Source organism: Salinimicrobium terrae DSM 17865, from assembly GCF_000424665.1.
Classification (GTDB): Bacteria; Bacteroidota; Bacteroidia; order Flavobacteriales; family Flavobacteriaceae; genus Salinimicrobium; species Salinimicrobium terrae.
Map to the genome: position 1 here is coordinate 222,038 of NZ_AUKI01000020.1, position 13,120 is coordinate 235,157.

Consider the following 13,120-nt stretch of genomic DNA (forward strand, 5'->3'; position numbering starts at 1 on the left):
GGCTGCTGAAAATATCATTTTAGCAGCCAATTTTTTTTCATCTATATAGTTTTCAAGAACCGGACTTTCCCTTTTTCTTAAAGCTGAAGGTTCCGGTTATTTCTTTTGCGCCACAAAACGTATCACTGCGCCCAGGCCGTTGTGGTATTTGCCCTCCTTAAGATCTATCTCAGCTTCATACAATTCCAGAAAGTTCAGGCTTCCAAAATCTTCTTTGATCTCTTCCATTGAATAAAGTAAAGCTTCATCTTTAGGACCACCCACCTCCGGATTCTTTTCCTGATAAACTTTGTGTTTCTTGCTGAAACCTTCAAAAAAGATCAATCCGTCCCTTCGTATAAAAGAAATCAATAATTTGTGGTATTTTTTCCGGACATCCACCGGAAAATGAGCATAGATCAAGGCAACGGCATCAAAATCATCTTTTTCAAAACCCAGCTCAGGGAGTTCTCCTACACGATAATCCAATTCCACTGCATGTTTTTTAGCGAGACCTTCTGCTTTTTTCTTAGCTTCTTCACTAATGTCAAAAGCAGCGACCTTCCAGTCACACTTGGCCGCAAAAACAGCATTCCTCCCCTCTCCTTCCGCAGCGAATAAAATCTCGCCGGGATCGAATTGTGTAAATCTCGAATGGAAATACTCATTCGGCACTTCCCCGTAAACATATTCTTCTTCACTATACCTTTCGTTCCAAAAATCCTTCATCTTTTTATTTTTATTTTTTCTTCTGAAAACTACAAACAGTAAAATTCTGCGTACTACCTGATGGCGTTGTGTGATCCACACTTTTTCCGCTTAACACATTGAATTCCTCCTGAAACAACTCCTGCATTTCTCCTACCGAGTAACGCTGAACCTCAAGGCCACTGCATTTAGTAGGTCCGTTTTCCGAAAAGGTGCTCATAAGCACATAACCTCCAGGTTTTACAGCTTCAATCAATGTTTTTAAATATTTTTCCCGCTGAGTTTCCTCTGTGAGAAAATGAAAAGCAGCGCGGTCATGCCACAGGTCAAACTTCTTCCCGGGATTAAAGTCGGCAGCATCGGCAACGATCCAGGTCACCTCATCCGCTTTTTCGCACATCCGCTCCTTTGCCCTTTCAATGGCTTTTTCAGAAATATCTACTACAGTGACATCGGTGTAGCCTTTGGAAACGAGAAATTCAGCTAAAAAACTGTCTCCGCCACCAATGTCTATGATAGCTGCATCCTTTTCAAGTTTACATTCGTTAATTAAGTTCAGCGATATTTCCGGCATTGGTTCATACCAGCTCACCTCTGTAGGTTGTTTTTCGGAATATACCTTATCCCAGTGTTGCTTGTCCTGCTCCATATTTATTATCTTTTTTTTCGAATAGCCACCAAGGCTCCTGTTGATATTCAGAATTAAGATCTACTGCTTCGCCTATTTTCGGAATCATATAATTAAGACCGGCGGCATCAGCTGCAGTTATGAATCTTTGTATGGGTTCATTCCAGGGATGATAGGAAAGTCCAAATTTTCCCCAATGCACCGGGATCACTTTTTTAGCTTCCAGATCTATGGCCGCCTGTGCAGTTTGCTCGGGAAACATATGGATTTGAGGCCAGTATTTCCCAAATTGCCCACACTCCAGGAACGCAAGGTCAAAAGGCCCGAATTTGCTGCCAATTTTCCTGAAAGTCCCATCATAACCGGAATCCCCGCCAATAAATATCTTCGTTTCCCCTGCTTCCAAAACAAAAGATGACCACAGCGTTTGCGCTCTTTTAATTCCCCTACCGGAAAAATGTCGGGAAGGAGTTGCGGTAACTTTTACTTCTGAATTTACCCTATGTTCCTCCCACCAGTCAAGCTCGTTAATTTTGTCATTTTTGACACCCCAGGTTTCCAGGTGAGCTCCTACTCCAAGGGAAGTAACCACCGTAGCCGCCTTTTCATGCAGCTTTTTTATACTTGGATAGTCCAAATGATCGTAATGATCATGCGTAAGGATCAAAAGATCTACAGGCGGAATATCTTCAGCATTAAAATGGTCGGCTCCTTTAAAAGCTTTTCCAAAAAATCTGAAAGGAGAGGCATTTCCGCTAAAAACGGGATCTACCAGGATCCTGAAATCCTTCAGCTGAATAAAATAGGACGAATGCCCAAACCAAACTACGGAAATCTCATCACTGTCAAGACCGGATAGATCTGATTTTATATTTGGAAGCTCTTCAGAAGGCTCAACAGAGGAAGGTCGGAAAATCATCTTTTTGAGGATCCTGAACATGGAAACATCATCTGGATTCACCGATGTATTTTCCACATTTTCGAAACTTCCATCCCGGTAATGAAGCGAACTTTTTATTCTTTGTAACCTTTCACCCTGCGGATTCTTCCCAAATCTTTTTACCATCTATCTTCAAATTCTTCCTCTAAATTTAGGAAAAAATCTGCCTGTATCTTTCTTATAATCCAGATATTCGGGAAAAGCAGCTATGAGTCTCTCCTCTTCATATCTGCTTTTAAAGTAGAAGATCAGGAAAAGTAAAAACGTCATGAGAAGCTTATACCCCGAGCCCATCCAGACCGAAATTCCGAAACCCATAAAAAGTACCCCTGAATAAATCGGGTGCCGGGCAAAAGCAAAAACTCCCCCGGTAACGAGTTTGGCTCCCTCTTTGGGGCTTGGGAAAGGTGAAAGATTAGTATTGAGTTGTAAAAACGCCGCCAGCACAAGTAACAGTCCAATAATTGCCAGTACCATTCCCAATCCGTGAAGATTGTCAGATAATTGAAAATGCCAGGCCTCTACCTCAAATAACCAGGCAATAAAAACAAGGAACTGGAGCATTACAAATATTTTGTCCTTTTTGGGAACAGCCATTTTTTTATAATTTGATATTATCTCTTCATTTCAAAATTTCAGAAAATCAGAAGATCTCTTTCCAGAAAATATAGATCCCCATAAGCAGCACAAACCAACCGAAACCTTTCTTCAGCTTCTTTCCGTCAATAAAACGGTTAAGCCAAATCCCTACAAAAATTCCGATGATAGAGATCGTTGTGAAGATAAGAAGAAAGAGCCAGTCTATTTCCAGGTTTTGCACATCTCCAATAAAGCCGATCAAAGATTTAACTGCAATGATCACCAGCGATGTGGCTACTGCTCTTTTCATGGGCAGTTTGGTCATTAATACCAGCGCCGGAATTATAAGAAATCCCCCGCCGGCCCCTACAATTCCGGTTAAAACGCCTACGATCCCGCCTTCCAGCACTATAAACAGGTAATTATATTTTACTTTTTTAGGCTTCGCATCTTTTTCTGAAGGTTCCAGGATCATAGATACTGAAGCCAGGACCATTATAAAGGCAAAGAACAGCATGATCCCGATATTCTTTGTTACAGTGAAATCCCCAATGGTTATAATGGTTTCAGGAATGGCAGGAACCAGAAATTTTCTTGTGAGATAAACGGCAATAAAAGCGGGAATCGAGAAAACCACTGCGGTTTTAAGGTCTACTCTTTTCTTCTGAAGGTTCTTTATTGATCCAAAAAGAGAAGTTGCGCCCACAACAAAAAGGGAGTAAGCTGTAGCGGTCACAGGATTAATAGAAAGCAGGTAGACTAGTACAGGTACTGTGAGAATAGAACCTCCACCGCCTATAAGCCCAAGAATTACTCCAATAATTAAAGCTCCCAGGTAACCAAGAATATCTATTATCTCCATTGTTTCAAAAGTTCCGCACAAAAGTAAGTTTTCAAACTTGCCGGATCTGTAACAAAGGTCACATTTTAAAGATCATGCACCAGGATACTATTCCGCTGCAATCTTATTTTCCCCTCATTTTCGAGCTTTTTCAGGAGGCGTGAGATCACAACCCGCGAAGTATGCAGATCATACGCGATCTCCTGGTGTGTAATTTGTAGCTGTTCATCCTGATTGATCTTGGCTTTGTCCTGCAGGTAGCGCATAAGGCGCTCATCCATATTCAGGAAAGCAATGGTATCAATGGTATCAAGCATTTCAGTCAACCTGGAGTGGTAACTCTCAAAAACAAAATTCCTCCAGCTCTTGAACCTCGAGGTCCATTCTTCCATTTTTTCAATGGGGATCATTACAAGGCGCGTATCCTTTTCAGCAACCGCCCTAATCTCACTTTTGGTCTGTCCCAGGCAACAGGACAGGGTCATGGCGCAGGTGTCGCCCCTCTCCAGAAAATACAATACCAGCTCGTCCCCATCCTTATCCTCACGCAGGATCTTAATGGCGCCTTCCAGCAGGAGGGGCATGTTTTTCACATAATCTGAAATTTCAATAATTGTTTCTCCTGCCTTAACCTCCTTTAGAGTTCCGAATTTCAGGATCTCTTGTAACAGTTCTTCTTCGAAAATGAAATGGTAGGCTTCCCGTAAATCTTTTTCAAGCATAAGGCAGGTTTTGTTCGTGTAAATTTACAGTATTTTTGAAAATGCCTCCTCATCATTCCCGGAACTCTTCATCCATAATTCCAGCAGGAACTTTTCCGGAAATAGCTTTCGAAAATGCCATTTTAGACCCCTCATATTTCTGCCGAAGGATTAACAAGAGACTTTCCCCATTATGGCAAATTCCATATCTTTGGAACCTCAAAAAACGACACTATCTTGCGATATTTCACAACTTTACTCCAGGTTTTTTTCTTCGGAAGCTTTCTCTTTCTCACTTCCTGTGAGGAAAATGAGAAGATGACCGAATCTGAACTTATCTTCTCCTCTATACAGACCGATCAGGCCAAATGGTGGAGGTATCACAAAACCAATATTGATCTTGCATCAGATTTTATTCCGCTGGGAGAGGAAGGGGACACCATTTCAGAAAAAGCCTTTTTCGAGGAAATTTTAACCGGAGATTTCATTACCCTAAAACTAAAATCGAATACCGGGACAGACCGCTATCAGCTCTTCAGGCTTGGAGAAGATGCAGACGATGATATTAGTTACACCATTATGGCCGACACCTATCCCGAATACCGGCATTTTATGATGGAAGGACAGGAATTTCCCGACTTTGAGTTAACCGATCTTGAAGGAAGAAAATTCTCTAAAGATCTGGCTGAAGGGAAAACGCTGGTAGTAAAAACCTGGTTTCTAAGATGTAAACCCTGTATTGAAGAAATGCCTCAACTCAATGAGCTGGTAGAAGAATACAAAAACCGTGAGGATGTAATCTTCATGAGTCTTTCGCTGGATCCTGAAGAAGAACTTAAAGATTTCCTTACTACCAGAGAGTTTAACTACCCGGTAATTGCCAATCAAAAAGCTTTTATTGAAGACACTCTGGGCTTTTCTATTTATCCCACCCATATCGTTGTAGAACCGTCGGGCAAGATCAAAAAGGTAGTGAATACAGCTCCCGAAATGATCGCTGCTTTGAAGTCAATGGACAAGGGTTAAGAGCTTTTTGGCTATTGATTATTGGCTGTTGGCTAACGGCCAAAGGCTAACAGCTCTTGGTTCTTGACTCTTGGCTAACAGCAAAAAGTTAGCGACTAAAAAAAACTCTCCAAAAAAGTCATTTTTGAAGAGTGTTTTTTTTGAACTTTCTTAGTTACTGAGGCTTGTTTTGATCTTTATCACTTCAAGTTCCCATTTTTTTAGCCCCTGGTCAAAAGCTTCTTTCTTTTTAATGAATTCCTTTTCTGCCAGCTGCCTGTAGTGGGAAACTCCTTCAAGGAGATTGTTACAAAACCCCGTCCAGCCTTTGATATCTCTTGGTCCGGGATTAAAATTACTCCTTATTTCCTCTTTTAAATACTCAACATACAACTGCATTTCCTTGAGGAACATATGCGGCCGCGAGGGATCCTGGGGCAGTTCATTGCGTCCGTAAATATGATCTGTCATCTCCTGCAGACTCGCAGTTTTACTAAAATTCACAATATTTGGACCCGGACAAATGGTCACGGCATCCAGCTTTTCCACAATTGGCACTTTATAATTGAGCCCGGCGGAATTACTTAAGCCAATGCACAAACATTCCTTGCTTAGCAGGTCGTCCACCTGGTACTTGTATTCGGCTTCGGGCAGGCCTGCCTTTTCCAGCTGCTCCAGCTTTAATTTCTGGTATTTCCTGGAGGCGGTACAAATAGGTTCTTTAGTGAACTCGGTATTTGAAACCAGGTACTTTTCGGTACAGGGACTTCCGGGTTTGCCTTTGTCGATCCTTTGCTGCCTTTCTTTTTCGGCAGTAGTTCCTTTGAGGTAGTTGAATCTCACTCCCAGGGGAGAAGCTTTACTCAATACCACATCCTTTTCCCGGCTCGCAGCAAGCAGTTCAAGGGTTTTGTCATCTACGGTGGTAGCTTCGGGACACAGCAAAAATGGGGTTCCCCAACCGGCACCGTCAACTCCGTAATAGCCGTAGAGCAGTTTTTGTTCTTCGGCAGTACCAATTCCGCCCTGCACGGTAATATACACAGGATGCGGTTCCTCAAATCCTTCCTGCCCTTTGGCCATTATCGCCGGATTATAAAGACTGAAAAGTTCTTTTCTTAATTCTTCTTTTTTATTTCTGAATTCTTCCAGAATTGGTCCCAGCAGATATCCCTGAGTGGCAAAAGCATGTCCGCCGCAATTGAGGCCCGATTCAATTCTGAATTCACTCACCCAAATGCCCTTTTTGGCAAGATATTTTCCCTGAATTAGTGCCGAGCGATAATCACTGACTTTAATGATCACTTTCTTCTTGAACTGCCCTAAACCTGAAGCATCAAATTCCCTGAAGTTTTCCAGGTAGTTGAACAGTCTTGGGTTCATGCCGGCAGAAAAAATAACTGCTGAATTTTCAAGATCACTTTCGGCGTAAGCTTTAAGCGCGCCCAGGGCATCAGACCCATCCGGTAAAATCTCTCCGGCTCTATTGAAGTTATTCTTATCAACTTTAGTCATTATGTTCACCTCGATCCCACCGGGACGAATGTGCTTCCGAAGAAAATTTTCGAGTTCGGTCTTGGCTTCTCCATGCTCCTTCAGAAATTGGTAGTACTTTTCTTTAAGCCCACTTTCCTCGGGTAACATTTCGAAATACTTTACGATCTCCGAACCCTTTTCAAAAGCTGATTCTTTCAGCTTTTCAAATTTTACGTGCACATTACGGTTCACGAGATTCAAATAATCTGTGATGCGACGCACGCGGTAGTTCTCCTCGTGTTTTTCAATTGGAACATAAGGTTCCTCGTTTTGCTGGTAATAGTACTTTCTCATCATCTCGATGAGGTTGTCTTCAATGATAGACAATGCCGAGGTAATTCCATAGGAAGCCACCTTGACAGGAGTGTCTATAGTGAATGCAATACCCATGACCGGAATATGAAACCGGTGTGGGGATAGATTATATGTCATATTTAATGGTTTTTAAAGGCAAAACCTCAAAGATGACTAACCTCCTGTTCCTAAAATATGATTTGGGTCATATTTGGAAGGAGTTATGAGTTGAGAGTTATAAGTTGGAGTTGCCGGTTATCGGGGTGTGAGTTGTGGTTGTGGTTTGCGAGTTCTGAATCTTGAATCATTGTTGTCCGGGAAAAGAATCTAGATCGCTCCGCTTCTAGAATTTAGAGCCAAGATTTGTATATAATATACTGAAAACCAAAGTTTTATAAATTATAAATACTGGTGCAGCAATTAAAAAATTGAAAACCACCTCTTAAAACAGCGAAAATCTGATTTGGATCAGCATTAGCAGGTTTTTTTCGAAATACTTATCTTTTAATCGGACAACAATGATCTTGAACCTTAAATCCGAAACCCTGGATTTTGAACTTTGAACCTTGAACCAGAAATCCTAAACCTTAAACCTAATAAAGCACCCGGAACCTTATTGTACCTTCAATTCCCTTCATTTCGGCGATCACTTCTTCGTTGTAGGCTTTATTGATATCTGTGATCACGTATCCTATAGTTTCATTTGTTTTGAGGTATTGGCCTACAATATTACATTCATGTTGAGACAGGATGTTGTTAATATGAGCTATTATCCCCGGGCGGTTATGATGAATATGAATAAGACGGTGCGCATTTTCCAGAATTGGAAGTTGCAGGTTAGGAAAGTTCACACTATTTGTGGTACTTCCGGTATTGATATATTCGATGATCTTTCCGGGTACAAAATTTCCGATATTCACCTGGGCCTCTTCGGTACTTCCACCAATATGAGGCGTTAAAATGACATTTTTAATACCTCTTAATTCAGATTCAAACTCTTCATTATTTGTTTTTGGTTCCTTCGGGAAGACATCTATTCCGGCACCTCTTATTTTGCCGCTTTCCATGTATTTTCTCAAAGCTTTTATATCCACCACATGGCCCCGGCTAAGATTTAGAAACACAGAACCTTCTTTCATTAATTCAAGTTCCTTGTCACCTATGAGATCCTGATTTTCCTTACGCCCGTCAACGTGTAGGGTAACAATGTCCACTGTCTTTAGCAACTCCTCCAGGCTACTGCATTTAGTAGCATTCCCCAGCGCAAGCTTTTCCATGAGATCGTAATAATATACATCAAATCCAATAGCTTCGGCCACTACCGAAAGCTGGGCACCAATATTTCCATATCCCACAATGCCGAGCTTTTTACCACGGACTTCCCTGCTACCAATGGCCGACTTGTTCCAGTTACCGGCATGCATCTCACCAATCCTGTCGGGCAGGCCACGCATTAAAAAGATGATCTCCCCAATAGCCAGTTCCACTACAGATCTTGTATTGCTAAAAGGAGCATTGAAAACCGCAATGCCCTTTTTAAGGCATTCTTCCAGGTCGATCTGGTTTGTACCTATACAAAATGCACCCACTGCTATGAGTCGGTTGGCATTTTCAAGCACCTTCTTAGTCACATGAGTTTTAGAGCGGATTCCAAGAACAGAAACATCTTTAATTTTTTCCGCCAGCTCCTCTTCATCCAGCGCTCCCGAAATCGTGGTCACATTATAACCTTCGTTCTTCATGATCTTTTCGGCGTCTTCGTGCACGTTTTCAAGAAGCAAAATTTTTATACGATTTTTGGGATAAGAAATAGCTTTGTTCATTTTATGGAGGTATAGAAATTCGTCTAAACTTGGAGTGATATGGTCGGCTTTTTCGAGAACGTTGCCGCGTTCAACATTTTCGGTAAAGGCATAGAACTTATTGGCAAGGCCGGCAGCTTTGATTTCATAATCTGTGTAGCCATCACCAATTACGTAAACATCTCCCTGCAGATCCATACGCTTGAGCATTTCTACCTTTCCGTTATTGGAAGAAAGAACATTTGTGGTGTCAAAGGAAGTTAGCTTTCCGTTGTCATCTGGTTTAAAAGTGTTGGCAAAAACATTCTCTTCCCTTATACCAAATTCCTTCACAATGGGAACAATAAATTCTTTGAAACCATTTGAAATAATATAGATATTCTCCTGATTCTCTTCAAAGAACTCTCTGTTGCGAACAAAACTTGTGGAAACCTTACTTTTAAGACGGTCCACCAGTTTTGGGAGATGTTGTTCTTCAGCGTTGAGAAGGGCGAGGCGCTGTTCAAGGGATTCCCTAAAGGAGAGATCCCCGGCCATCCCGCTATTGGTAAGATCAATTAACTTTTGTAGCCGCTCTTCCTTTTCATTATGACCTTCCAGGGAAATTTCCCCTAAGATATCAAGAGCTTCCACCTGTGTAAAAGTACTGTCAAAATCAATTACAAAATGCCTTTTATTCCTCATGCTGAATTTATTGAAATCTTCCCAAAACTAAGCTTTTTCAGGCACACGCGGAAGATTTAACCCTAAAGAACAAGACATTTATCACTTCCTGAAATGCAGCGCAGAAAAATAATTTTTTTTCAATGATTTCGGGTTTTAACTGAGTTATTTGAAAAAAGCCTCCTTTCAAAATTACTTGTCTCATCTAATTTTTGGTTCTGGACTCCTAATAAAAAGAGAAAGACCTGTAGTCGAAATCTCCAGCTTCAGCAAGATTTAGGAATTTCTTAAGTCGGCACCTGCTTAAGAAAAATCGAAATTTAAGTATCTTGGGAAAAACAGGGATCCACAGGGCTTATTCAGACGTTCTTTTCTATCTCAAATTCAATTTAAATGACACAGTTTAAACAAATAACCACTCAGGAATTATTAGACAAACAGAAAAAAAGTGCAGTCATCATTGACGCCCGGCCGGTTGATGCATATAACGGCTGGAAACTACATAATGAACCTCGCGGTGGTCATATAAGGGGTGCTAAATCTCTGCCTGTAAAATGGACCGGCTATATGGACTGGATCGAGATCGTTAGACATAAAAAAATAGATCCTTCCGAAGAGATTATTATCTACGGCTATACGCCCGAAGAAGCACAGAAAGTTGCTGAAAGTTTTGAAAAAGCAGACTATTCAAAAATAGCAGTTTATAACAACTTTTTAACCGAGTGGGCTACAGATGAGACCTTACCAATGGAGTATCTTCCGAAATACAGGCAACTTGTTTCTGCCGAATGGGTAAAGGAACTGATCTCCGGCAAAAAGCCCGCAGAATACGAAAATGATAAATACGTGGTGGTGCATGCTCATTATCGTAACCGGGATGCTTATTTGAGCGGACATATTCCGGGCGCTATTGATATGGACACCAACGCGCTGGAATCCCCTGAAACCTGGAACCGGCGCAGCCCCGAAGAACTAAAGAAAGCTCTGGAAGAGCACGGGATCACAGTCGATACTACAGTGGTACTCTACGGAAAGTTTATGTTCCCCGATAATGATGATGAATTTCCCGGAAGTGCTGCCGGCGATATTGGAGCCATAAGAAATGCTTTTATAATGATGTACGCGGGCGTGAAAGACGTGAGGGTACTCAATGGCGGCTTCCAATCCTGGGAAGATGCAGGATTTGACGTGGGTACAGAAGACGTGCCGAAGCAACCGGTTTCTGATTTTGGTGCCAGAATCCCTGCCCGACCCGAACTGGCTGTAGATGTTCCTCAGGCTAAAGAAATGATTGCCGACCGTGAAGCCGAACTGGTTTGCGTGCGCAGCTATCCTGAGTATATAGGAGAAGTAAGCGGTTATAATTACATAGAAGCAAAAGGCAGGATCCCGGGAGCCATTTTTGCCGACTGTGGGAGTGACGCATACCATATGGAAAACTACAGGAATGTTGACCACACCACCCGGGAATTTCACGAGGTGATTGAGAACTGGAAGCAAAACGGGATCACCCCAGATAAACACCTGGCTTTTTATTGTGGTACCGGCTGGCGTGGCAGTGAAGCATGGTTTAATGCATGGCTGTTAGGCTGGCCCCATGTTTCGGTTTATGATGGCGGCTGGTTTGAATGGAGTAACAATCCCGCCAATCCTTATGAAACGGGAGTTCCGGAAGAAGCAGCTTCAAAAGATCAATCTCAGCATTAGTCTGCATATCTCTTATCTGCAATGAAACCGAGAACTTAAAAATTGCTCGCCGGAGAACCTTTTACGATGTATCGGGTAGCGTGGTCACCCGTGATATTCCGCCAAAGGTATTTGCCGCCGGGAATCTTTGTAAGGTCTGAGAAAAATAACTGAAGAGAATAAAAGGTCTTATTTACCGGAATAACTCTAGTCCATGGAAACATCGGGAATTTCAACTACAGTAATTCCCCTGAATGAAAATCCAACTGAAAAAAAAAATCAACGGTAACTGATACAGGTCATAAAATAAAGACAATTAGGTCCTTAATTTTGCTATTTAACCTAAAAATTTTGACCATGTTCTCAAAAGCCTGTGAATATGCAATAAGGGCCGCTATTTTTATCGCTTCGGAATCTGAAAAGGACAAAAGAGCCAGCCTTAAAGATATTGCGCGGGAAATAGACTCTCCGGAAGCCTTTACTGCAAAGACCTTACAAAAGTTAAGCCGTAGCGGCATCATTACTTCTACCAAAGGTGCCCACGGCGGGTTCGAAGTAAAAGGAGATTTATCGAACACTATCATGATCTCCCAAATTGTCCTTGCCATAGACGGGGATAAAGTCTATACCCGCTGCAGCCTTGGGCTTCACAATTGTTCCGAAGACCACCCCTGCCCTTTCCACTCCAGGTTCAAACCGGTAAGGAACGGCCTGCAGCAAATAGTAGAAAATACCAGTCTTAAAGATCTCACCAGCGGACTCGTTTCGGGAGATACTTTTTTAAAGATATAAAACCAGAGCAAAATTTTTATGACAGTAGCCACTCTGAATCAAACCAGCCTTCAGGAAAAGGTAACCCAATTAAAAGAGAAGAAAAATGCTGTGATCCTGGCCCATTATTACCAGGAACCGGAGATCCAGGAGGTAGCAGATTTTATTGGGGACTCCCTTGAACTGGCCAAAAAAGCCGCCCAAACATCGGCAGATATTATCGTATTCGCCGGCGTTCATTTTATGGCCGAAACCGCCAAGATCCTGAACCCCTCAAAAAAGGTGCTTCTGCCCGACCTTAAGGCAGGCTGCTCCCTGGCCGACAGTTGTCCGCCGGATGCATTCCGGGAGCTGAAAAAACGATATCCGGATCATGTTGTGGTGACCTACATAAACTGCTCAGCGGAGATCAAAACCCTCAGTGATATAGTTTGTACCTCCTCCAATGCCGAAAGGATTATAAACTCAATTCCGCAGGACAAACCTATAATTTTCGCGCCCGATAAAAACCTGGGGAAATATCTCATGGAAAAAACCGGCAGAAAGATGCTGCTGTGGGACGGTGCCTGCATTGTACATGAGGCATTTTCCCTTGATAAGCTGCTGGAGCTATATAAAGAACACCCATCGGCACAAATCATTGCCCATCCGGAATCTGAGACTCATATTCTTAAGGTCGCAAACTATGTTGGCTCTACCTCGGGAATGCTCAATTATGTCAAAAGCAGCGAAAAAGACACTTTTATTGTAGCTACAGAAGCGGGAATCCTCCACCAGATGCAAAAAGATGTGCCATGGAAAACGCTCATCCCGGCACCGGCTAAGGAAGATAATACCTGTGCTTGCAGTGAATGCGCATTTATGAAGATGAATACTCTTCAGAAACTTTACAACTGTCTCGAAAAAGAAGACCTCGAAATAATCCTGTCACAGGATCTTATGGAAAAGGCCCTGGTGCCCATTGAACGCATGCTTAAACTTTCTTAA

The 13,120-nt window shown here is 42.2% G+C and carries 12 protein-coding genes; 4 read left to right on the plus strand and 8 right to left on the minus strand.

From position 1 onward, the window contains the following. Positions 1-96: 96 nt before the first annotated feature. The 6 genes from H148_RS0110145 to H148_RS0110170 form a co-directional block, all read right to left on the minus strand. On the minus strand, positions 97-708 hold the full coding sequence (locus tag H148_RS0110145) for a class I SAM-dependent methyltransferase (protein ID WP_029034709.1): 612 nt from the start codon (positions 706-708) through the stop codon (positions 97-99). Between the two features lie 10 nt (positions 709-718). Further along, on the minus strand, positions 719-1,336 hold the full coding sequence (locus H148_RS0110150) for a class I SAM-dependent methyltransferase (RefSeq protein WP_029034710.1): 618 nt from the start codon (positions 1,334-1,336) through the stop codon (positions 719-721). Continuing rightward, complete coding sequence (locus H148_RS17650; protein ID WP_051286360.1) at positions 1,308-2,381, minus strand: MBL fold metallo-hydrolase; 1,074 nt, start codon at positions 2,379-2,381, stop codon at positions 1,308-1,310. Before H148_RS17650 ends, H148_RS0110150 begins: the two co-directional genes overlap by 29 nt. Positions 2,382-2,387: 6 nt before the next feature. Then, on the minus strand, positions 2,388-2,873 hold the full coding sequence (locus tag H148_RS0110160; RefSeq protein WP_342663249.1) for a methyltransferase family protein: 486 nt from the start codon (positions 2,871-2,873) through the stop codon (positions 2,388-2,390). 25 nt (positions 2,874-2,898) lie between these two features. Next, positions 2,899-3,696 (minus strand): sulfite exporter TauE/SafE family protein, encoded by a 798-nt coding sequence (locus H148_RS0110165; protein WP_029034712.1) that lies wholly within the window; start codon positions 3,694-3,696, stop codon positions 2,899-2,901. 65 nt (positions 3,697-3,761) lie between these two features. Beyond that, positions 3,762-4,397, minus strand: coding sequence for a Crp/Fnr family transcriptional regulator (locus tag H148_RS0110170; RefSeq protein ID WP_029034713.1), 636 nt, complete (start codon positions 4,395-4,397; stop codon positions 3,762-3,764). Positions 4,398-4,613: 216 nt separating this feature from the next. Between H148_RS0110170 and H148_RS0110180 the strand changes: the two genes are divergently transcribed. Beyond that, positions 4,614-5,402 (plus strand): TlpA family protein disulfide reductase, encoded by a 789-nt coding sequence (locus tag H148_RS0110180; protein WP_029034714.1) that lies wholly within the window; start codon positions 4,614-4,616, stop codon positions 5,400-5,402. Positions 5,403-5,552: 150 nt separating this feature from the next. On the opposite strand, the gene H148_RS0110185 is transcribed toward H148_RS0110180, so the two are convergent. Both H148_RS0110185 and serA read right to left on the minus strand, forming a co-directional pair. Then, positions 5,553-7,349 (minus strand): nitronate monooxygenase family protein, encoded by a 1,797-nt coding sequence (locus H148_RS0110185; RefSeq protein WP_029034715.1) that lies wholly within the window; start codon positions 7,347-7,349, stop codon positions 5,553-5,555. A 455-nt stretch (positions 7,350-7,804) separates the two neighbouring features. Next, positions 7,805-9,697, minus strand: a complete 1,893-nt coding sequence (serA, locus tag H148_RS0110190; protein ID WP_029034716.1) for a phosphoglycerate dehydrogenase — start codon at positions 9,695-9,697, stop codon at positions 7,805-7,807. Positions 9,698-10,069: 372 nt separating this feature from the next. On the opposite strand from serA, the gene H148_RS0110200 reads away from it, so the two are divergent. The 3 genes from H148_RS0110200 to nadA all read left to right on the plus strand — a co-directional run bounded on the left by H148_RS0110200 (position 10,070) and on the right by nadA (position 13,120). Next, positions 10,070-11,383 carry a rhodanese-like domain-containing protein gene (locus H148_RS0110200; RefSeq protein ID WP_029034717.1) on the plus strand — a complete coding sequence of 438 codons (1,314 nt, stop codon included), beginning with the start codon at positions 10,070-10,072 and terminating at the stop codon, positions 11,381-11,383. A gap of 336 nt (positions 11,384-11,719) precedes the next feature. Beyond that, a complete protein-coding gene (locus H148_RS0110210; protein WP_029034718.1) occupies positions 11,720-12,154 on the plus strand; it encodes an RrF2 family transcriptional regulator in 435 nt (144 codons plus the stop codon). Between the two features lie 18 nt (positions 12,155-12,172). Then, complete coding sequence (nadA, locus tag H148_RS0110215; RefSeq protein ID WP_037325011.1) at positions 12,173-13,120, plus strand: quinolinate synthase NadA; 948 nt, start codon at positions 12,173-12,175, stop codon at positions 13,118-13,120.